Annotated in this window: 20 protein-coding genes; 14 read left to right on the top strand and 6 right to left on the bottom strand. The window is 43.2% G+C overall.

The features are described 5' to 3' along the window. The 4 genes from AC4E7D_RS02875 to AC4E7D_RS02860 form a co-directional block, all read left to right on the top strand. Positions 1-539 (top strand): hypothetical protein (locus tag AC4E7D_RS02875; RefSeq protein ID WP_490172302.1); only part of this gene is annotated, 539 nt, incomplete at its 5' end. 212 nt (positions 540-751) lie between these two features. Beyond that, positions 752-1,324 (top strand): hypothetical protein, encoded by a 573-nt coding sequence (locus tag AC4E7D_RS02870; protein WP_490172301.1) that lies wholly within the window; start codon positions 752-754, stop codon positions 1,322-1,324. Positions 1,325-1,406: 82 nt separating this feature from the next. Next, a complete protein-coding gene (locus AC4E7D_RS02865; RefSeq protein ID WP_490172300.1) occupies positions 1,407-2,192 on the top strand; it encodes a DUF6090 family protein in 786 nt (261 codons plus the stop codon). Between the two features lie 290 nt (positions 2,193-2,482). Continuing rightward, positions 2,483-2,653: a TPM domain-containing protein gene (locus AC4E7D_RS02860; RefSeq protein WP_490172299.1), complete on the top strand. Its 171-nt coding sequence runs from the start codon at positions 2,483-2,485 to the stop codon at positions 2,651-2,653. A 206-nt stretch (positions 2,654-2,859) separates the two neighbouring features. Here the strand turns inward: AC4E7D_RS02860 and AC4E7D_RS02855 are convergent, their stop codons facing one another. After that, positions 2,860-3,669, bottom strand: a complete 810-nt coding sequence (locus tag AC4E7D_RS02855) for a sugar-binding protein (RefSeq protein WP_490172298.1) — start codon at positions 3,667-3,669, stop codon at positions 2,860-2,862. A 198-nt stretch (positions 3,670-3,867) separates the two neighbouring features. Between AC4E7D_RS02855 and AC4E7D_RS02850 the strand changes: the two genes are divergently transcribed. The 9 genes from AC4E7D_RS02850 to AC4E7D_RS02810 all read left to right on the top strand — a co-directional run bounded on the left by AC4E7D_RS02850 (position 3,868) and on the right by AC4E7D_RS02810 (position 15,199). Then, on the top strand, positions 3,868-4,434 hold the full coding sequence (locus tag AC4E7D_RS02850) for a hypothetical protein (protein ID WP_490172297.1): 567 nt from the start codon (positions 3,868-3,870) through the stop codon (positions 4,432-4,434). A gap of 254 nt (positions 4,435-4,688) precedes the next feature. Further along, the gene (locus AC4E7D_RS02845) at positions 4,689-5,477 is read left to right on the top strand and encodes a DUF6090 family protein (protein ID WP_490172296.1); all 789 of its coding nucleotides are present in this window, start codon (positions 4,689-4,691) and stop codon (positions 5,475-5,477) included. A gap of 920 nt (positions 5,478-6,397) precedes the next feature. Then, complete coding sequence (locus tag AC4E7D_RS02840; RefSeq protein WP_490172295.1) at positions 6,398-8,575, top strand: glycoside hydrolase family 3 C-terminal domain-containing protein; 2,178 nt, start codon at positions 6,398-6,400, stop codon at positions 8,573-8,575. 155 nt (positions 8,576-8,730) lie between these two features. Next, entirely contained in the window at positions 8,731-9,819 is a 1,089-nt protein-coding gene (locus AC4E7D_RS02835; protein ID WP_490172294.1) for an endonuclease/exonuclease/phosphatase family protein, read from the top strand. Positions 9,820-9,983: 164 nt separating this feature from the next. Next, a complete protein-coding gene (locus AC4E7D_RS02830) occupies positions 9,984-10,436 on the top strand; it encodes a YybH family protein (protein ID WP_490172293.1) in 453 nt (150 codons plus the stop codon). 151 nt (positions 10,437-10,587) lie between these two features. Continuing rightward, positions 10,588-11,106 (top strand): RidA family protein, encoded by a 519-nt coding sequence (locus AC4E7D_RS02825; protein WP_490172292.1) that lies wholly within the window; start codon positions 10,588-10,590, stop codon positions 11,104-11,106. A gap of 82 nt (positions 11,107-11,188) precedes the next feature. Beyond that, positions 11,189-12,508, top strand: coding sequence for an amidohydrolase family protein (locus AC4E7D_RS02820; RefSeq protein WP_490172291.1), 1,320 nt, complete (start codon positions 11,189-11,191; stop codon positions 12,506-12,508). Positions 12,509-12,588: 80 nt separating this feature from the next. Next, positions 12,589-13,605: an NADH:flavin oxidoreductase gene (locus tag AC4E7D_RS02815; protein ID WP_490172290.1), complete on the top strand. Its 1,017-nt coding sequence runs from the start codon at positions 12,589-12,591 to the stop codon at positions 13,603-13,605. A 127-nt stretch (positions 13,606-13,732) separates the two neighbouring features. After that, positions 13,733-15,199, top strand: a complete 1,467-nt coding sequence (locus tag AC4E7D_RS02810) for a sugar porter family MFS transporter (protein ID WP_490172289.1) — start codon at positions 13,733-13,735, stop codon at positions 15,197-15,199. Positions 15,200-15,274: 75 nt separating this feature from the next. On the opposite strand, the gene AC4E7D_RS02805 is transcribed toward AC4E7D_RS02810, so the two are convergent. The 4 genes from AC4E7D_RS02805 to AC4E7D_RS02790 form a co-directional block, all read right to left on the bottom strand. Further along, on the bottom strand, positions 15,275-16,162 hold the full coding sequence (locus AC4E7D_RS02805) for a dienelactone hydrolase family protein (RefSeq protein ID WP_490172288.1): 888 nt from the start codon (positions 16,160-16,162) through the stop codon (positions 15,275-15,277). Between the two features lie 95 nt (positions 16,163-16,257). Further along, the gene (locus AC4E7D_RS02800) at positions 16,258-16,929 is read right to left on the bottom strand and encodes an O-methyltransferase (RefSeq protein ID WP_490172287.1); all 672 of its coding nucleotides are present in this window, start codon (positions 16,927-16,929) and stop codon (positions 16,258-16,260) included. A 196-nt stretch (positions 16,930-17,125) separates the two neighbouring features. Further along, positions 17,126-18,535, bottom strand: a complete 1,410-nt coding sequence (locus AC4E7D_RS02795) for an aldehyde dehydrogenase family protein (RefSeq protein WP_490172286.1) — start codon at positions 18,533-18,535, stop codon at positions 17,126-17,128. Between the two features lie 37 nt (positions 18,536-18,572). Further along, entirely contained in the window at positions 18,573-19,556 is a 984-nt protein-coding gene (locus AC4E7D_RS02790; protein WP_490172303.1) for a YpdA family putative bacillithiol disulfide reductase, read from the bottom strand. A 170-nt stretch (positions 19,557-19,726) separates the two neighbouring features. Between AC4E7D_RS02790 and AC4E7D_RS02785 the strand changes: the two genes are divergently transcribed. Continuing rightward, positions 19,727-20,152 (top strand): CBS domain-containing protein, encoded by a 426-nt coding sequence (locus AC4E7D_RS02785; protein WP_490172285.1) that lies wholly within the window; start codon positions 19,727-19,729, stop codon positions 20,150-20,152. Here AC4E7D_RS02785 and rpe read toward each other — a convergent pair. Further along, complete coding sequence (rpe, locus tag AC4E7D_RS02780) at positions 20,149-20,811, bottom strand: ribulose-phosphate 3-epimerase (RefSeq protein ID WP_490172284.1); 663 nt, start codon at positions 20,809-20,811, stop codon at positions 20,149-20,151. The genes AC4E7D_RS02785 and rpe overlap by 4 nt on opposite strands. Positions 20,812-21,052 lie beyond the last annotated feature (241 nt).

Raw genomic sequence — 21,052 nt, 5'->3', positions numbered from 1 at the left:
AATTTGATTGGAATTATAATCCAAATGGTTCTAATCAAAGACAAAGAGACGAATTCCTTAACATTCTACATTCTAAACTTTCCATTGAGCTAGTAAAAAAATTTCCGGTCAACCAAGAGATTATAGTTGAATATATACCAGTCCAGATCGCCAAATCCAAAATTGATAATGAAGTAATGGATGTTCTTAAAGCGGTTGAAGAAGCTGAACAGGCATTAAATCCATCCACAAGCGTTAGAAGGATTTCATTCAATAAAATAAATGGCAACTCAACATGTATTTATTTGACTTTTAAAGATGGAAATAATAATCTACTTGGTAGAATCCAAGAGATAGTTAATCATAAAGAAAAAAGTAAATCAAAGTGGCCAGAATGCTACAAGCATAACATACTTCTAATCTATACTGGTTGGGAATTTTCCAGTATCATAACAACTAATCGTATACAGTCATTAGAAATTGATAGTTTATCTTGGGATCAAATATTTGTGATTGATATCGCTGAAAGAAAAAGTTATAACATATGTAACGCTACATAACAACGCCTATGGTTCACCGCCCGAACGTACCCGTTCGGTACGGTTGGGTATCGCCCTCTGAGGTCTGGGTTTATTTGCTATTTTAGGTCTGATAATAAACAAAACGCAAGGCTAGTGCCTCCAGGGGCCAAACCATACTGGTCTGCCGAACCATCTATGATGGGAAGGTAGAGCCGAAGCCGTTGTAGACATTATGGCCAACCAATCGTAAAATGAATAAATTCATAGCTTTTATATTGTGTGTAGCAATCGGCATTATTGCCTGTAAAAATCCTAAAAGGGAAATTGACAAATTGCAAATTGCCAGGAGTTACTATGAAGTTCTTGACAAATCAAATGTTTCTGGAATCGAAACCTTGCTGGCTGATAGCCTGCTGACAAAGGAAACCGAATACGACTATGAGCAGACATTTTCCAAAAAAGAGTATGTGGAATGGCTAAAATGGGATTCAGTATTTGAACCGACTTACAAAATCCTCGAAATTGGACAGGAAAATGGAACTGTAAAGGCTAAAGTTTCAAAAACGGACAAAAGAATTTCTTTTCTTCACAAAGAGCCAATTGTCACCGAACAGATCATCTATTTTGACGATGATAAAATTGCAAGTATTGAGACGACAAAATATGTGATTTTCAACGATTCAACTTTTGTCAAAAACCGTGATGGACTTTTGAATTGGGTTGATAAAAATCATCCCGAATTGAATGGATTTATCAACGACCAAACAAAGACTGGCGGAATGAAATACTTAAAAGCGATTGAACTTTATAAAAATAAAAAATGAGGTGCTACAACAATGTATGACCGCAATTAAAACTGACAGTTATACGAGACTATTGTGCTTTATTATGACCAACCATTAACCAATGATAAAATTCTTTAGAAAAATTAGACAAAAACTACTTAATGAAAACCCGCCTGACCAAGGTAGTCGGGCAGGTAAATTCAGCAAGTATCTGATTTATGCAATAGGAGAAATTGTACTTGTGGTTATGGGAATTTTAATAGCTCTACAGATTAATAATTGGAATACAAACAAACAGGAAACTAAAGAACTTCATAGCTACCTGGGCAATATTAAAAAGAATTTACAGGAGGACTTGACTAGCGTGAAGGAGATCAAAGAATGGAGAGATTCATCCATTGTGAGATCAAAAAGATTCATGGACATTGTAAGTGAAGATGAGCTCACCTTCATCGGGTTTGATAGAATGATACGGCATAGCTATCGTGTATTTAGGGATTTTGATTTTATCCCGAATACGAGTGGCATAGAAGCATTGAAAAACTCTGGTTTCATAAGGAAATTACATAGTACAAATCTTGAGGAGAAGTTAAATGAATATTATAATGTTGTAGGTATGATTCTAAGAGAGGAAACCAGCTTGAACAATACCATCGAAAATTTGCAAATAATTACTTACAATGACAATATCTTGCAACAATTAGTTCGATTAGATAGAGTTCCTAATAAAGAAGCATATTTTTCAAAGAATAAAATGGAAATCACAGAATTGCTATTTCATCCGAGTCTTACCGGAGCACATGAAAGAAATTCCAATGCCACAAATTTGTTACGATATTATGAACAATTAGAAGCTATTGGTGAAATAACCATTGCAGAAATTAATGCAATTACAAAGAATAATTAGATAAAGACTATTAAGAAGAAGTTAAAGAGATAACGTAAGCACAACAATGTATATAAGCCATTAAAACGGCTCATATACACAAACGTTGGCACCAATTATGAATAATTTGATATTCTTATTTATTCTCCTATCAATCAGCACCTTCAAAGCTGATTATGTTCCACCTTTGTTAAATGAATTAATCCTTAAAGCAGACAAAATTCTTTATGGTGAAATAGTATGCGTAGATAAGTCTGTTATCGAAGTTAGTGTTTACAACAGTATTCTTCACAATTCAAAGTTAATAACAATTGTCAAGTTCAAATAATGGAATTGCAACTGGAACTGGAACGGAACTGATTTTGACGGACGAAATTTGTAAAAACGTAATTGACCTAACTATAATTCCTGAATTTAAAAATGGAAACTTTTATGACGGAATTAAAAACGGACTGATTGAATTAATAAAAAAATGGAAATAAAAGTACTGTTTACAACAATGCATAACCGCAATTACGGCGGATTCAACTGCGTCTGAATCCACCCCGCCAGAACGGAGCTGTCGGGCTGGTCGGAACGGCTAATGTCAGTGCTAAACCGAAAATTAACGCATCTTTACCCATAACTGACGATTATACTGGACCGATAAACACGGACTAAACAAGCAGACCAGGCGGTTTTTATTTCCTTATTCTATAAATAATATGCTGCCAAAGACATCAGAATTTATATAGCCCTCATCATTATTATTTCCATGTGTCCTTTTTGAGCCCATAAAATTCTCACGGCTGTTGTTCCCATCATTATCGCCATAAGCTATTGAAAAGCCGATGCTTTTTTGAGCTACAATTTCAACAGGTATATTATCTGTAGAGGTTTCATCAAATTGATTATCGTATAGTCTGATGGCCATTTCCCAAAGATGTTTATTTCCCTCTTGTGATCTCTCAACTTTTACATGATCATCGAAAAAAACGGTTTCTTTAGACATGCTTTTATCAATGGCATGACCTTCAGTAGAAACGTGATAAGCAAAGGCCTGGTGATTATATTGGTGGATCCCTCCAGATTTATCTTCATCAATAAACAATTCGACGTAATCGCCTTTCCAATAATTTTCTAAGCCATTTCCTAGTGTCGGGTTTAAATATTCATCAATGACTTCAACTAAAACATATAAATATTGACTATCCCAAGCTAATTTGAATTTTCCATGATAGTCAACAGAATCAACGGATCCACCAATCCATTTATAATTCATTCCATACCAGTCTATGCTTGCCCAAATTGAATCTTTACTAAAACCGTCTATTTTCACGGGTGATTTTGTCTCATAAGCTTTAAATTCACCATTAGCACTATTTATTATCGAAGCTGATTCCGGGCTTAATTGGGGAGAAACGGGTGAATGGGACGGGCTTTTACCAGAATTATATCTACAACTCACCATGGATAGGACGAAAATGAACAACAGGGTTTTTATAAAAAACGAATTCATATACGGTTTGATTCAATTAGAAAATACTCTGTATTCTATTATTTTCTATAGTTTAGTAAAGCTTTTTAATTGAGCTTTAGATCTTTGTTTCCTATAAAAATAATGAAATATAAGACCTGTGGTTAACAAAGTGTTGGTCGTTCATCTCAGCTGCGGCGAGTTGCCACATACTCAACCGTTAGGTAACATATGAGGATTATGAAATACAAAGTTTCATTTTTATGCTTGCTGGTGCTATTAAGTATTTCTTGTAAGCAACAAACCCTTAAACTTGACGATATCATTTTGCAATGTTATGATCCCAATTATCAGGAACAAGGCATTGACATCAAATCCATTATCGATGAATACGAACAGGTATTGATCAAAGAAGGTGTGCTGAGAGATTCTTCAGGTAAGAGTTATTTGGAAGTCTTGCAAAGAATGTACTCGGATAAAGACTTTCGCATTACCTCTGCGCCTTTTATGGACTACGACCCGACTTGGGCAGCAGATGGGCAAACCAGCTGGGCTGTAATGGAGTGTGAGCGTAAATTGATTGAATTGTTAAAGGAAAAGGATTCTAAATGGCATCGGGTTTTCCCTGATTCTGTCATCTCCGAAAAAGCTGAAGATCCCGATAGGATGCTCCAGACTATCACCGAAACCATGTCCGAAGAAGACCTGAACTCGTATTATTTCAGATTTAGAATGCTTCAAAGTTTTGATGGGGTGAACACTGTTTTAAGAAATCGGCATTCAAAGCCACACAGTTCCTCAGAATAACGCACTTATACTTTGACTAACAACGCCTAAAACCCGCCTTTCTTGCCTACCTAATATGCGTATGTACGCCAGCTGGGCAGGCACAGGCATCACTTTCAGCTTTGCGGCTATTTCCTATCTTAGATGGAAACTAATCTGGACCGCTTTTGCCCGCCGCACTCAAGCGCCGTGTCATACTGGTCTGCCGAACCATCTGTGATGGGCAGGTAGCGCCTGGACCCTTGTGCTCCAATAAAATGGATAAATAAAATACGATGTTAAAATTCTTTAGAAAAATTAGGCAAAAGTTACTTGCTGAAAATAAGCTCAGTAATTATTTACTATATGCCTTTGGAGAAATAGTGCTAGTGGTAGTTGGTATTTTGATTGCTCTTCAAGTAAATACTTGGAACCAAAACAGATTGGATTCCAAACAAGAAACACAACTCCTTCAGGCTATCCATTCAAAAATGACATACAACAAATTTCAAGTCGAAACAGGGCTCAAGCGATATTCTGAGGTTATAAATTCTTCAAAAAAGTTAATAGAATTAAGTACTGCCGAGTTAAATTCAACTTCAGAAGAAGCGATAAACTATCTTATTCACAATTTGCCAAAAAGGTTTTTAGTCGGTAATTCAAATAAAACTTCGATTTACGACGAGATGATTGGATCAGGAAAGCTTAACCTATTACAATCTGAAAAACTACGAAGTGAGCTTACTTCATTAAAAGCAAACATGGAGCTTCTTGCCTCCTATGAAGATTTACAATCCAGTTTTGTAGATAATCATCTAAATCCCTTTTTAAATAAGTATTCAGCACGCCTTGAAATAACAGTAAATGGATACAAAACAGACACTACCTTTTATGACAAAATTTTTGCTGAATCTTTTTCAGACTTAAATGTTTCGAATAATTCTTCTTCAAATTCCAGTCTATTACAGAATAGTGAATTCATCAACTTAAACACAGAATTAATATATCACACAACCGCTTTACTACCAATATATGATAGAATTGATGAAAACATTTCAACTATTGAATCTTTGGTGTCCAAGTAAGACCAATTAATAACTTAATAAAAAAAATAACGAAGCTTAACATGATATAACCGTAATTAAGGCGTCCCGATAGCTATCGCGACGGCTACGTCCGAATCCACCCCGCCAGGACGGATCTGTCGGGCTGGTCGGCACTGCTAAAGTCAGTTCTAAACCGAAAATTAACGCATATTAACCCGTAAATGACGGTTATTCTTGACCGTTGCAATGCATTTTAAATCAATCGTATGAGAGTAATAACTACGATTTTATTTTTTTTATCAAGTATAATTATCTTCTCGCAAACGGATAAGGTAGTAGGAGAGTATTTCCTTACCTCTGGAGATTCGGGAGACCATCTTATTGAATACACGCTTACAATACAGGACGACGGAACATTTCTTTTTCATTCGTACGAGAATCATAGGAGGGGGGTTTCATGGGTAAAAAATAAATACGGAAAAGGAAATTGGAGTATGGATGGTAAAGTAGTTTCTTTTTTTACGGACGAACAAAAGGATCTCGACGAAAAATATACACTTGACTTTAGTAATTCCAAAGCTCGATTTATAACGAAACCCTTGCGTGACAATACAGATAGAGTAATTAAAACGAGACTCCAGTTTTTTGAATCTGATATTTTTTGGATTGAGCGACTAGCAATTTATAAAAACAGAAACGCATTATAACAACGCCTAAAACCCACCTTTCTTGCCTGCCTAATATGCGTAGGTACGCCAGCTGTGTAGGCACAGGCATCGCTTTCTCCTGGTCTGGGAACCCGCCCCTGCCTCTGGTTGATTCGGTCAAGGTTTCCTATCTTAGATACAACAAATCTGGTCCGCTGCGACCTGCCGCTTAACCCCCAATCATCCATTGATAAGCTCGCAGGCTGGAGGCAACAACCTTAATAATAAAACAACTCAGCCATTTTATAAGCCATGGATAAGCCATTTGCAATTGTGATCTTCGTTTTTCTTGGAATTTCAACTATGTGTGCGCAACCCGTATATCTCAACCCTGAAGCAGATCTGGATAGCCGGGTAGAAGATCTGATCAGCAGGCTTACCCTGGAAGAAAAGGTGGATCAGATGCTAATGAATACTCCCGGTATCCCCCGCCTTGATATACCGCCTTATGATTACTGGAATGAAGCCTTGCACGGGGTAGGACGTTCAGGTAAAGCCACTGTTTTTCCTCAGGCCATAGGTTTGGCAGCGACTTTTGACAAGGATCTGATATTTAGGGTTGCCTCTGCCATATCTGATGAAGCACGCGCTATGTATAACGCTGCGCAGACAGCCGGGAATTATAAGCGTTATGCCGGATTGACCTTCTGGACGCCTAATGTTAACATCTTTCGGGATCCGCGCTGGGGGCGTGGACAGGAAACCTATGGGGAGGACCCGTATTTAACGAGTGTATTGGGTGTAGCTTTTGTCAACGGCTTACAAGGGGATGATCCTAAGTACCTTAAAACAGCTGCCTGTGCAAAACATTTCGCTGTTCACAGTGGTCCTGAAAAACTTAGGCATGAGTTCAATGCTGAGGTAAGTGCACAAGATTTGAATGCAACCTATTTGCCGGCTTTCGAAGCGCTTGTTGATGCGGGGGTTGAATCCGTTATGTGTGCATATAACAGAACCAATGGCGAACCTTGTTGTGCTAGTAATTATCTGCTCAAAGAGGTATTGTTTGACAAATGGGGGTTTAAAGGACATGTGGTCAGTGATTGCTGGGCGTTGGTTGATTTCTATTCAGATATTGGCCATGGTACGGTTACCAATGCCGTTGAAGCGGCTGTACTCGCTTTGGAAAGTGGCGTAAACGTAAATTGTGGAAATACGTATACCGCACTGCTAGATGCTGTACGGAAAGGTTTTGTGGAAGAATCACTTATAGATAAAAGACTTACCCCCTTACTGAAAACGAGATTTAAACTGGGTATGTTTGATCCCCCGGACCTCAATCCTTATAACGCTATTCCCTATAGTGTTGTTGATAGCAAAGAAAATAGGGCACTGGCACGTGAAGCGGCAGCCAGATCTGTTGTCTTGCTCAAAAATAACGGGGTGCTGCCATTGAAAAACGACCTGGACAGGTACTATGTTGTAGGGCCCAACGCCGCTTCCATTGATGCGCTGTTGGGAAATTATTTTGGCGTTAGTGCCAATATAGTCACCTTTTTAGAGGGAATCGCAGCAGCGGTTGCCCCCGGTAGTCAGGTTCAGTACAGTCCCGGGACCACACTAGACAGAAAGAATGTAAACCCGGTAGACTGGTCAACCGGAGAAGCGGCTGAAGCAGATGTTACTATCGTTGGAATGGGACTTAGCAGACACCTCGAAGGAGAAGAAGGAGAATCTATCTCGTCTCCTTATTTTGGCGATCGTTTGGACTACAATATCCCTGAAAATCAATTGGACTATCTCAGGAAAATAAAGAGTCATGGCCAACCTGTTATTGCCATTGTTACAGGCGGATGTCCCATGAACCTTTCAGAAGTCCATGAGCTGGCGGATGCAGTCTTATTCGCATGGTATCCGGGAGAAGAAGGGGGGAATGCCATTGCAGATATAATATTTGGCAAGGTTTCCCCTTCAGGGAGATTGCCCATTACTTTCCCAAAATCCCTTGATCAGCTGCCGGCCTACGAGGATTATAATATGAAAGGTAGAACCTATCGTTATATGGCCAAGGAACCTATGTATCCATTTGGATTCGGATTAAGTTATGGTTCCTTCTCCTACAGTGACCTGAAACAATCGGCTTCTAAAATTAAAGAAGGAGAAATAGTTGAACTGAGCTGCAACATCACCAATGTTGGTGCGTACCCATCTGTAGAAACCGTACAGCTGTATATTACGGATCAAAAGGCCAGCGTTGGTGTTCCACTTTTTTCTTTAAAGGGGATCCAATCCGTCCGGTTACAGCCAGGTGAAGGTGCAAAGGTTACTTTTGAGATCACTCCGGAGATGCTAAGGCTGATCAATGCACAGGGTGATGCCATTCTGGAAAAGGGTGAATTTACCCTTACCATGTCAGGTAGTTTACCAACGGAAAGATCATTAGAACTTGGCGCTTCCGAGCCGCTAAGAACAACGTTAACATTGCACTGAAATTTCAGTAGCAGGTACGGGGAGCGCCTGTCTGAACGCGCGAATTTGAAAAATTAAAGCAAGTGGCAAACATTGAGTAACACCAATAAGACAGGCATTTATGCTAACCGGCAGATCCATAAGTCACCTGCTGTACTACCTATCAAGAACGGATTATGTTAATCGCAATTATCTTTTGTACCCTCCTGACCTTTTTGGTTACGGTGCTGCCCTTATCGAAACAAACCCATTGGATGATCCGGGGGATGGACTTTCCCCGCCTGCAGGTAACGATTTTTTCATCAGCCCTGTTGCTTGCCATAGTTATTTTCCTTGATCTGCGATCACCCCTAACATTACTATTAATTGCTATAACCGCCCTTTGTTTACTCTGGCAGCTTTGGTGGATATTGCCCTATACCTTCCTATGGCCCAAAGAGGTTAAATCTTGTGCGGAATACGAACCCGAAAGGAAACTCAGTATAATCACTTCCAATGTCCTCACCCCGAATCGCAACACCGCAGCACTAATACAATTGGTGCAAAAATATCAACCTGATGTTCTTCTTACACTGGAATCAGATCAGTGGTGGCAAGAGCAACTTGAGGTCCTGGAATCAGAAATGCCGTATACTGTGAAATGCCCGCTTGACAACCTCTACGGTATGCACCTCTATTCTAAATTGAAATTACACGACCCTCAAATCTCATTCCTGGTGGAGAAAGAGGTCCCTTCTATACATGTTTCCATAGAGCTGCGAACCGGCGATAGGGTTCGCTGCCATTTTGTCCATCCCGCCCCGCCCAGCCCCACTGAAAATACCGAATCAGCAGAGCGGGATGCCGAGTTGATCATCATCGCCAAAAGTGTGAGCACTATTGAACAAGCTGTACTAGTGACGGGTGACCTCAATGATGTAGCCTGGTCTTCAACAACGCGCCTTTTCCGCAAGATTAGCGGTTTGTTGGATCCACGTATAGGTAGGGGAATGTTCAACACCTTTCATGTTAAATATCCCTTATTGAGATGGCCATTGGATCATTTGTTCCATAGCGATCATTTTACCCTGCTTTCCATCAAACGATTACCGTCTATTGGTTCCGACCATTTCCCATTGTTTACATCGCTCGTATATACCCCTGTAAAAGGTGCAGGTCAATCAGGAATTACCGCCAGCGTGGAAGACTACCACAGGGCAAAAGAGATTGCAGAGGAAAAAGGGGTAAGTAAGAGAAAGGTGCCAGAACCTGATACAAAGAAATAACAACCTATTGGTGATTGACAGATCATTGTATTTCATAAGCTATGGGCAATAGGGGCTGAATGTTTAAAAAAATCTTACCAAGACATGAATTTTGGCAGGCGGAAAAAAAGCAGTTTCAAAATCCCTAACTTGCCCAGGCCAAACCGTTAAGCACAAATTAATCTATGAAAACGCTCACCCTTATTTCCTTTCTAATCTTATCAGGAACTATTCATTCTCAAAACTTTCAGGGTAGTCAGGAGGATATTGACATGATTTTATCCAACATCAAGGACTTTTCGAATGCTGTTATGCGTTCAGATTACCCAACAATTGGTGATGCATATACCGTTGACGCCAAAATTTTTCCTAATAACAGGGACATCATTCAGGGTCGTGAAGCGATAATCAAGTATTGGACACTTCCAGAAGGCGTACAGACCAAATATCATAAAATCATTCCTGAAGAAATAAAGGTCCTAGGCAATGAGGCCTACGATTATGGATATTATGAAGGTACTACGAAGAGATCTGACGGTAGCGAATCAAACTGGAAAGGGAAATACGTCATTATTTGGAGAAAGGTCGATCAGGAGTGGAAGATGTACCTGGATATCTGGAACAGAATACAAGATTGATCTTTCGGGAGTGCTAATACCTTTTACCGGTCTACCCTGGGGGCTAAGCACAGGCATCGCTCCTCTAGGTCTGCACTTATTTCCTATCTTAGTAAAAACTAATCTGGTTCAATAGGTCACTGCGCGTTTTATTAACCAAACAACCAACACTATGAAAACACGAAACCATCAACTGACTATTCTCACTCTATTATTTGCCTTGACTTTTGTTAGTCAGAGTTGTGTGCAAAAACAAAAGGAAGACACCCAAGAAATTGAAAAAGAAGTAACCCATGCCTCGGAAGAACCGGAGTATTTCTTGCTGCGCCCTGAAGTGGAAAAAGCATACGGCTATACACATGCCGTAAAAATCGGGAACAGCATTAAAATTTCCGGGGCGGTAAGTATGGACGATGAAGGAAATCCTACCGCTGTTGGCGATCTGGAACAGCAAATGAAAAACTGCTATGCGGATCTGGAAAAGATCCTGACACATTATGACTGCACCTTTGACGACGTGGTTGTAGAGAACATTTTTACCACAAACATGCCACTGTTCCTCGAAAAAGCCGGGTACAGAAATGAGATCTACACCAAGCAATTCCCAACTGGCTCCTGGTTGGGCGTAAAGGAATTGGCCCTTCCGGAGTTTATGATTGAAATAGAACTGGAAGTTCACAAATCTGAATAATGGAGCGGGGCTCAAAAATGTATTCCTGTAGATAGAACTGTGGGTATACAAGAGTATTATACTGTATTTAATGCATTGATCAATGAAGGCCAAACTTGCGTATTTCTTTCTATTAATTGTCCAATTCTTCTTCTTTAGCTGTGCCTCAGAGGATCAATATGTTATAGAATATAAGAATGGTCAATGGTTCAATGGCCAGGAGTTTGAAAGCAAATCACTCTATAGTGTTAATGGATTATTTAAAGAGCAATATTCCGGGCAGCCTGACGCTATCCTAGACTTAAAACAAGGTTATGTAGTTCCTCCCTTTGGTGATGCTCACACGCATAACCTCGCTGACCCCGGTAATGTTGATGCTCAGGTTAAAAAGTATTTAGAACAGGGCATCTTTTATGTACAGGTACTCACCAATTATGCATCAAAGGCAGATTCTTTACGCGAAAGGTTCTCGACTCCTCAATCCATTGATGTTCAATACGCTAACGGCGGGCTTACCTCCACATTAGGCCATCCTCACCTGGCTTATGAGACTTCGGCACTCAATTTACACTGGTCCGCTATGTTTACGCAACGAGATCGTATTAAGAACAGCAGGATCGCTGAAAACGATGCCTATTGGTTCCTGGATAGTGTAATAGATGTAGAACAAAAATGGGATACTATTTTAGCAACAAAACCAGATGTAATTAAGATCTATCTCATCAATACGGATCGCCACGAAGAGCTTGTTAATAAAGAGCAAATGGGCGGTTTTGGACTTTCCAAAAATGTTGCGGAGAGAGTAGTCCGTAAGGCTCATGATGCAGGTTTAAAAGTCTATGCCCATGTGGAAAATGCTTATGACTTCAGGATAGGGTTAAAAATCGGTGTTGATGGTTTTGGACACTTGCCCGGTTACAGTTGGGATGGGAATACAAACCCTGATGCCTACCGGCTTACAGATGAAGATATCGCGCAAGTCAAAAAACAAAAATCAGCAATTATACCCACAGCAAATTTTGCAAAGGTATATGCTATGAAGTATGATGCACAAGGGAATACATCCCTGGATACCCTCAGATATGAAACGGTGAATCAATTTTTAACTAACGAACTAAAGCGACTCCATGAGGCCGGTGTTGAGTTAGCTGTGGGGGCCGACCAAAATGGTGAAACCAGCATTTTAGAGGCTGATTATCTTGTAAATAACCTCCAGGTTTTTGATGAACTCACTACGTTGAAGCTTCTTTCTGAAACAACCCCACAGCTTATTTATCCGGATCGGAAATTGGGGTATTTAAGGGAAGGGTATGAAGCGAGCTTTTTGGTATTGAGTGGAAACCCCTTGAACAATTGGGACCATATTAGAGAAATAGAGGTAATGGTTAAAGAGGGGCATACACTAAAGAAAGCTTCCCAGTAAGTTACCGTCGACCCCCAATGCAAACACCTTCTTCATCTCCATTTCTATTTAACTGTGGCATCCACAGCAAAAACAGGTTTATGCTGGCGCCTATGACCAATACCCAGAGCCATGAAGACGGGACACTGGCTGAGGAGGAATACCGCTGGCTGACCATGCGAGCCCAGGGCGGGTTTGGCATCACCATGACCTGTGCTTCCCATGTACAGGAAATCGGAAAGGGCTTTCCCGGGCAACTGGGCATCTATTCGGATGGCCAAATCGAAGGCCACCGCAGACTTAGCGCCGGTATTAAGTCACACGGCAGTGTGGCGGTCATCCAGCTGCACCACGCCGGTATGCGCTCCCCAAAAGAACTCATTGGGGAAACGCCAATTTGTCCTTCTGATAGTCCCAAACACGGGGCAAGGGGCATGTCCCTGGATGAGGTACAACAACTGCGGGAAGATTTCATGGAAGCGGCAGTGAGGGCCAAAGCAAGTGGATATGACGGAGTAGAAGTCCACGGCGCCCATGGCTATATCCTCTGCCAGTTTCTCAGCAGCGCTATCAACAAAAGGACGGACGAATACGGTGGGAGCCTCAAAAACAGGTCGCGCCTGCTCTTTGAGATTGTCAACGGCATACGGGCAGCATGCGGCCCGGATTTCGTGTTAGGGGTACGCCTTTCCCCGGAACGTTTTGGCATGAAGTTAAAGGAGGTGAAAAAGGTTGCCCGGCGCTTAATGGATGAAGGACAAATCGATTTTCTGGATATCTCCCTTTGGGATGTTTTTAAAATGCCACATGAAGAAGAACACCAGCGCAAAAGCTTATTAGAACATTTCACTGAAATGAACAGAGGTAGGGTGAAACTGACCGTAGCCGGGAACATCAGAACCGGGGCCGATGTCCATAAGGTGCTGCAGGCCGGGGTGGATGTTGTTAGTATTGGTAGGGCCGCCATCCTCCACCACGACTTCCCCAAAAAGGTTATGGAAGACCCGAACTTTATTCCAACTAAAACACCTGTCAGCCAGGAATATTTGAAAAAAGAAGGACTGAGCACCAAATTCATTTCCTATATGCAGCGCTGGGAGGGCTTTGTGGCCGACTAATGAAGCTTAATCCATCTTTGGGGCTTTATTTATAATTGACATTCGTCAAAATCCACTATATTACATTCCTATTTGAGCCCTGAGAAGGGCTCTCTGAACAAAATAGCTAACTAAACAACTAAACAAAATGACTGATCAACTACAGGAATCCCAACAGAACGAAAGTTATAGTTTACCCAGGGTCCTCTTCCTGGCATTTGTTGCCGCCATAGGGGGCTTTTTATTTGGCTTTGACAGTGGAGTAATCAATGGTACGGTAGATGCCCTGCAGGCGGCGTTTGACTCTGATGCCACTGGTACAGGATTTAACGTAGCCTCTGTACTCCTGGGCTGTGTTGTAGGTGCCTTTTTTGCCGGTACCCTGGCCGACAGGTTCGGAAGGAAACCCATGATGTTGGTCGCAGGTATCGTTTTTGTGATCAGCGCCTGGGGTTCCGGTATCTCGGAAGGTTCCCTGGAGTTTGTGCTCTATCGCCTTGTTGGCGGTCTGGCTGTAGGTGCTGCGAGTATACTTGCACCGCTTTATATCAGTGAAATTGCCCCATCTAAGATCAGGGGCAGGCTGGCCACATTACAGCAACTCATGATCGTAATTGGCCTGTTTATGGCCTTTATGAGCAATTATGCCCTCGCCGGTATTTCAGGGGGTGCAGAAGAGGAACTCTGGATGGGGTTTCAAACCTGGTCCTGGATGTTCTGGGCGGAAATTCTTCCGGCATCCATCTTCGTAATTGTATTGCTTTTTATCCCTGAATCCCCCAGGTATTTAGTGGCTTCCAATCAGGCTGAAAAGGCACAAAAGGTGCTCGCTGCCATTAGCAATGCCGCTCAGGCGGCCATCAAGGTGGCGGATATCAAAACCACGGTAAGGACAGATAGTCGTCCCAAACTAGGGGACATCATCAGTAAGTATACGGGCAAAATACATCCCCTGGTCTGGGTGGGAATCGGTATCGCGGTACTGCAACAGTTTACGGGTATCAATGTGATCTTTTACTACGGGGCTACCCTCTGGCAGGCGGCCGGATTCACGGAATCAGATGCCCTGCTCACCAATGTCATCAGCGGTAGTGTGAATATATTCTTCACCTTTGTGGCCATTGTTTTGATCGATAAGGTGGGTAGAAAGCCTTTATTGTTGGTAGGATCTATTGGCCAGGCGGTGATGTTGGGCATACTGGCCTACCTCTTCGGCACGGCCACGCTGGACAGCGCCAACAATCTTATCCTGGAAGGAAATAATGGTACATATGCCTTATTGGCGGCCAATGGCTATATCGCTTTCTTTGCGGCCTCCTGGGGTCCTGTAATGTGGGTGATGCTGGGCGAGATGTTCCCCAACCAATACCGGGGAGCAGCCCTTGCGGTTTGTGGAATTGCCCAGTGGGGATCAAACTTTGCGATCACCATGACCTTCCCTATCATGCTGAACTACCTCGGACTTGGAGTTTCCTATGGGGTGTATGCCGTCTTTGGCGTAGTGGCCTATTTCTTTGTCAAGTCACTGGTCAAGGAAACCAAAGGCAGGACCTTGGAAGATATGTCGCGCGAGCAGGAAGAGGAGGAAAGAAAACACGCAGCGCAGGGGGGTTGATAATAATCCTATCCTAATAGCGATGAAGAATATTCCAATTACCCCCTAATCTACAGGGGGTAATTCTTTTTTGGTTTACGAGCTCAAATGCTTCTCAAAAAATTCCACGGTCCTTTTCCAGGCCAGTTGTGCCGCTTCCTTGTCGTATCTCGGTGTGGTATCGTTGTGGAAGCCGTGGTTTACCCCGGGGTACATATGGGCGGTGTATTCCTTGTTGTGTTCCTTTAGGGCGGCCTCATACTCGGGCCATCCAGCATTGACTCTTTTATCCAGTTCGGCAAAGTGAAGTAATAATGGCGCCTTAATGTCTTCAATATCTTCTTTGGGTTGTCCTCCATAAAAGGGAACCGCCGCAGCGAGGTCGGGTACCTTTACCGCCATCATATTGGAAATCCACCCTCCAAAACAAAAGCCTACAACACCTACCTTTCCGGTACATTCCGGATGGTTTTTGAGGTATTCAAAAGCGGCTATGAAATCTTCCAGCATCTCGTTCCGGTCGCGTTGGCGCTGCAGTGTCCTTCCATCATCGTCATTACCCGGGTACCCGCCAAGGGGCGTGAGCGCATCCGGGGCCAGGGAGACAAAACCTGCCAGGCCTGCCCTGCGGCCTACATCTTCAATATGAGGGTTGAGCCCGCGGTTCTCATGGACCACCACAATGCCGGGAAGCTTTCCTTTGGCGTCTGCTGGTCGCGACAGCAAGCCCTTGATTTGACCTCCCCCTTTGGGCGAATCGTATGTTATAAATTCGGACTTGAGACGCTTGTCGTCCTGCTTCACCTGGATCTTATCTATATAATTGGGGGATATAAAACTGAGCAGGGAGGCAACAGTTAATCCGCCAATGGCATAGGTCGAAAGCTTGTCGATAAACTGCCTGCGGTTGATGCGGTTATGGGCATAGTCGTCATACAGGTCAAATACTTCCTGTTGAATATCCTCTTTCTTAATTTCTTTCATGATCCAAAGTTGTATTAGTTCGTTACTAAGCCAGTAGTTTAAAGTACGATTTATGCACCATATACTATATAAAAAACGGAATTATATGCTCCTTCCTATTGCTTCTTGTAGCTAATGGCCATTCCACCTCCCCTGTTATCTACAGTAGTGTTATAGTCTTCAAGGCCCGAGACATAGTCGAGATATTCCCGGGTACCCCGCATCCCCCTTCGCCCGGTACCCGCCGGACGCACATTATGGGCGATAAAACAACCCCCGGCTTTCAGTTTTGGGGAAATGTCTTTAAAGTAGTTGGTATACCAATCTTTATCGGCGTCACTGAAAACGAAATCAAAAGGTCCGGTGAGTTCTTTCACCAGCTCATGGGCATTCGCCAGGCGGGCATCTATGTAATCAGATAGACCCGCTTCGGCAAAATTGGCAATCGCTTCATTATATCGCTGTTCATCTATTTCCAATGTTATCAGTTTACCCCCTGTTTTACTGAATGCCCAGGCGATCCAGATGGCCGAATGCCCGGTGGAGGTGCCAATTTCGAGGCCCTTGGTATACCCTTTTTCCAAAATGATATCATACATCAACTGCCCGTCAGATGCGGGAATATTCATATCGCGCCATTGCCCTCTTTTACTTTCCAGAAAGGCCTCCACTTTTCTGTCCAGATCCGTAGCCTGAACAACTTTTTGCGCACTTAACTGGGGTGCCAAAAACCCGCAGATAACTATTAAAACGCCAGTGATTCGGATGTGTACAACGGAAGTGTTCATGTCGATATGCTTTAATAGGGATTAACGACCGGAAGCTGGTTGAAATGAAAAACGTACCGGGATATTAAAGTTACTTATTTCTGGTCGTATCTCTACTATTGTGGGATGGCCAAATGCCCGGATGATTTTGGGTGCTGAAGGTGCCTGGTTTTAACCAGTATGAGGAGCAGGGGGGAGGAGGTTAAACAGTTCCCCTTTAGAACCACTTCAGGGTTAATTTGGCGATCTTTTTTTTCAGGTTGGTGTATGGGGGAAATAACAATTCCATTGCCCCTGGCGTATGTTGTTTCAGGATGGCCCGTTCATTGGAAAAGGCCTTAAAACCATAAAAACCATGCGATTTCCCAAGGCCACTGTTGTTGGAGCCGCCAAAAGGTAGGTTATGGTTGGCATAATGCAGTACGTTATTATTAATGCAGGTGGCACCGGCACGGGTATTTCTGATAATCTCCTTAACCGCCTTTTTGTTCTTACTGTATATGTATAGCGCCAGGGGTTTTTCCTTCTGATTGATATAGGCGATGACTTCCTTGGTATCCCGGAAGGATTTGACGGGCAAAATGGGACCAAAAATCTCTTCTTCCATGAGTTTGGAAGTATCGTCAGGATCAGTGACCAGGGTAGGGGGCAGGTAATTTTCCGCTGCGTCTGGTGCCTCTGCAGAAATAACCTCACTGCCTTTTTCAGAGGCTTCTTCCAAATAGGACAATAACCGTTGATAGTGGCGTGAATTTACGATCCTGGCATAGGATGCTGATCCGGACGGGGATTCGGAAAACATGGCCCGGATCTGTTCCTGCAACAACTTCAGAAACCTCGCTTTAACCGATTCCTGCACCAGGAGGTAATCCGGGGATATGCAGACCTGTCCCGCATTTATGAATTTTCCCCAGGCGATCTTTCTCGCCGCTGCCTTCAGGTTGGCGGTCTCATCTACAATGGTGGGGGATTTCCCTCCGAGTTCAAGGGTAACGGAGCTCAGGTGTTGCGCAGCTGCCTGCATTACCAGTTTCCCTACTTTTGGGGACCCGGTAAAAAAGATATGGTTAAAGGGCAATTTCAACAGCTCCTGGGCTACTTCTACTTCGCCTTCAACGAGAGCCACTTCATCCTCAGGGAAAACGGCTGTCACAATTTTCTTCATGACCGCGGAAGCATTGGGCGTTAGTTCAGAAGGTTTCAGGATAACCGTATTCCCTGCAGCAATTGCAGAGACCAAAGGCCCGAATGTAAGGTTGATGGGAAAGTTCCAGGGGGAAATGATCAGGCATACGCCTTTAGGCTCATATCGTACCCAGGAGGAACTGCCCAGTAGCGCCAGGGGAGTGTCTACGGGCTGATTGCGCATCCACGATTTCAAATAGCTTTTGGCCATTTTTATTTCTCCGATAATCTGATAAATCTCGGTGAGTTCAGCTTCCGTAGCCGGCTTTTTAAAATCATCGTACAGGGCCTGTAGAATTTCCGTGCGATAAGTGGTTTCCACCGCCTCTTTTAATGCATTAAGTTTTTTGATACGGGCTTTTGGAGAACTATTTCCAACGGCAAACTGATTTTTTCGCTGTGCTTCAAAAATGGGATAGAATTTGTTTTTTGTAAGATCCATAAAATCAAAATTACCGTTCAGGAAATGGCCCAAGGCTTTAGTATGCAGAGGTTTCCTTTTTCTTTTTCAGGAGGTCGCTTATGATCATCTTGGCGTGTATCCGTGAATTCTCTATAAACCACTTATGGGTTTCCATACCCCCGCAGATGACACCGGCCAGGTACAGGCCTTTTATGTTGGTTTCCATGGTGTCCGGGTTGTAGTCGGGCAGGCGCTTCTCGTCCTGTGACAGCCGAATACCACATTTTTCCAGGAAGGAAAAATTGGGCTGGTAGCCGGTAAGGGCCAGCACAAAATCGTTTTCCAGGGTGAGCAGGCCCTCCGGGGTTGCCACAAGCAGTTCATCTTCCCGTATTTCCTTAACATTGGAGTTAAAATAGGCTTTGATACTACCTTCTTCTATCCGGTTGATGATATCGGGCCGCACCCAATACTTTACCCTATGCCCTATTTCCGGTTCCCTAACGATCATGGTGACTTCTGCACCCTTCCTCCAGCATTCCAGTGCCGCATCCACAGCAGAATTGCTGGCACCGATAACGGCGAGTTTCTGGCTGGCATAGTAATGCGGGTCTTTGTAGTAATGGGACACCTTCGGGAGGTTTTCCCCGGGAACATCCAGCAGGTTGGGCAGGTCATAAAACCCGGTGGAAATTATCACCTGATGCGCTTTGTACTTTGTTTTATCTGAAGTGACTTCAAAAATCCCGTGCTTTTTTTCTACCTGTTCGATGCGTTCAAAGAGTCGGATATTAAGCTTGTTGGAAGTAACGATCCTACGGTAATATTCCAGTGCTTCATTGCGTTTGGGCTTGGCTTCTTTGCTGATAAAAGGGATCTCATCGATCTCCAATCGCTCCGAAGATGAAAAAAACTGCATATTAACAGGGTAGTTGAAGAGGGAATTCACGATAGTGCCCTTCTCCACGATAAGATAGTCCAGTCCGTTCTTTTTGGCTTCCAGCCCGCAGGCGATCCCAATTGGCCCGCCCCCTATGATTAATACATCAAGTGTATCCATGTCTTCCATACAAAAGGTAAAAATACAACAGAAATTACAGCTTTGAAACTCAAGCTTCTAGGAGAGCATTTCAGAGCTTCAACAATAAATATCGGAAGGGAATATGATTTTTGTCATTCTTTTTGCAGCGGATATGGATGATCTTTAGAAGGAAATTAAAATGTATCGTCATGAATGTGCAAGTAGCTGAACCGATATCGACCATAATGACGGCGGAAGTAATTACCTTGAAGGCCAAAGATAGTCTTGAAAAAGCCGAGCATTTATTTAAGAAGCACAAGATCCGGCACATCCCTGTGATAGATAAGAAAAAATTGGTGGGAATGCTGAGCATGAACGACCTGTTACGGATAAGCTTTGCGGACGGAGCCTACCGGGAAGAAGATGATATTTCCTCCTCCCTTTATGAAATGTTCACAATTCCTCAGCTGATGCGTAACAAGCTTACTACAGTGCATCCTGAGAATTCCATCAAGGAGGTCGCTGAGATCTTTGTAGAGAGCGAGTACCATTCCCTGCCTGTGGTCAATGGCGACCGTTTGGTTGGGATTGTTACCACCACTGACCTGATCAAGTACTTGCTGAAGTCGGTCTAAGGATGAACCAGTGCATTTAGTTGTGCAATTGCAGCAACCGGATCCTCTGCGCGGAAAACCGAACTTCCCGCGACAAGCACATCTGCGCCTGCCTTAGCCAGTTCCGAGGCATTTCCAACGCCCACACCACCATCGATTTCTATCAGGGTGTTTGCCCCGCTTTCCCCGATTAACTTCTTTAACTGTCGGAGCTTTACCATGGTATGGGGAATGAATTTTTGTCCCCCGTAGCCCGGATTTACACTCATCATACATACAAGGTCGATATCCTGGATAATGGCCTCCAGGACATTAACGGGGGTATGCGGGTTGATGGCTACCCCGGCTTTCATCCCTTCCTTTTTGATCTTCTGAAGGGTCCTGTGAAGATGCGGGCATGCTTCGTAGTGGACGGTTAGGACATCTGCCCCTAATTCAGCAAAGGTGCTGATATAACGGTCCGGATCTACGATCATCAGGTGCACGTCCAAAGGTTTGGTGGCATGTTCTGCAATAGCCTTTATCACCGGCATCCCATAGGAAATATTTGGCACAAACAGACCGTCCATAATATCCAGGTGGTGCCAGTGCGCCTCGCTATGGTTCACCATTTCTACATCTCTTTGCAGGTTACCGAAGTCTGCGGCCAGCAGGGAAGGGGCAATTTTAACGGGGTTCATCGATCAGTGCATTTTTATGCTTGCAAAAGTAAGTAAACCCAGACTAAAATGAATAGGCCTAAGGATTAACTATTGTTTACTTTCCACAGTAATAGTTACATCCTTTAGCTTGTCTATCATATCACTTTCTGCAGCAATGTAGCCGAAGGAACTCCAGGTTTCGCCTCGTAGGATATCGGAAAGGCGTTCAAGCCCCTCCTTCTCCTCTCCCTCATATAGATACCAATTGGCCAAACCGTAG

The sequence above is a fragment of the Lentiprolixibacter sp. genome (assembly GCF_982873095.1).
Note: the sequence above shows the minus strand (reverse complement) of the source record. Positions and strands in the feature narration are given on the sequence as shown.

Excerpts from the sequence above, each read along its gene's own strand:
- AC4E7D_RS02870 (WP_490172301.1), top strand. The coding sequence starts at position 752 with ATGAATAAATTCATAGCTTTTATATTGTGTGTAGCAATCGGCATTATT.
- AC4E7D_RS02865 (WP_490172300.1), top strand. The coding sequence starts at position 1,407 with ATGATAAAATTCTTTAGAAAAATTAGACAAAAACTACTTAATGAAAAC.
- AC4E7D_RS02855 (WP_490172298.1), bottom strand. The coding sequence starts at position 3,669 with ATGAATTCGTTTTTTATAAAAACCCTGTTGTTCATTTTCGTCCTATCC.
- AC4E7D_RS02850 (WP_490172297.1), top strand. The coding sequence starts at position 3,868 with ATGAAATACAAAGTTTCATTTTTATGCTTGCTGGTGCTATTAAGTATT.
- AC4E7D_RS02845 (WP_490172296.1), top strand. The coding sequence starts at position 4,689 with ATGTTAAAATTCTTTAGAAAAATTAGGCAAAAGTTACTTGCTGAAAAT.
- AC4E7D_RS02840 (WP_490172295.1), top strand. The coding sequence starts at position 6,398 with ATGGATAAGCCATTTGCAATTGTGATCTTCGTTTTTCTTGGAATTTCA.
- AC4E7D_RS02835 (WP_490172294.1), top strand. The coding sequence starts at position 8,731 with ATGTTAATCGCAATTATCTTTTGTACCCTCCTGACCTTTTTGGTTACG.
- AC4E7D_RS02830 (WP_490172293.1), top strand. The coding sequence starts at position 9,984 with ATGAAAACGCTCACCCTTATTTCCTTTCTAATCTTATCAGGAACTATT.
- AC4E7D_RS02825 (WP_490172292.1), top strand. The coding sequence starts at position 10,588 with ATGAAAACACGAAACCATCAACTGACTATTCTCACTCTATTATTTGCC.
- AC4E7D_RS02820 (WP_490172291.1), top strand. The coding sequence starts at position 11,189 with ATGAAGGCCAAACTTGCGTATTTCTTTCTATTAATTGTCCAATTCTTC.
- AC4E7D_RS02815 (WP_490172290.1), top strand. The coding sequence starts at position 12,589 with ATGCTGGCGCCTATGACCAATACCCAGAGCCATGAAGACGGGACACTG.
- AC4E7D_RS02810 (WP_490172289.1), top strand. The coding sequence starts at position 13,733 with ATGACTGATCAACTACAGGAATCCCAACAGAACGAAAGTTATAGTTTA.
- AC4E7D_RS02805 (WP_490172288.1), bottom strand. The coding sequence starts at position 16,162 with ATGAAAGAAATTAAGAAAGAGGATATTCAACAGGAAGTATTTGACCTG.
- AC4E7D_RS02800 (WP_490172287.1), bottom strand. The coding sequence starts at position 16,929 with ATGAACACTTCCGTTGTACACATCCGAATCACTGGCGTTTTAATAGTT.
- AC4E7D_RS02795 (WP_490172286.1), bottom strand. The coding sequence starts at position 18,535 with ATGGATCTTACAAAAAACAAATTCTATCCCATTTTTGAAGCACAGCGA.
- AC4E7D_RS02790 (WP_490172303.1), bottom strand. The coding sequence starts at position 19,556 with ATGGATACACTTGATGTATTAATCATAGGGGGCGGGCCAATTGGGATC.
- AC4E7D_RS02785 (WP_490172285.1), top strand. The coding sequence starts at position 19,727 with ATGAATGTGCAAGTAGCTGAACCGATATCGACCATAATGACGGCGGAA.
- rpe (WP_490172284.1), bottom strand. The coding sequence starts at position 20,811 with ATGAACCCCGTTAAAATTGCCCCTTCCCTGCTGGCCGCAGACTTCGGT.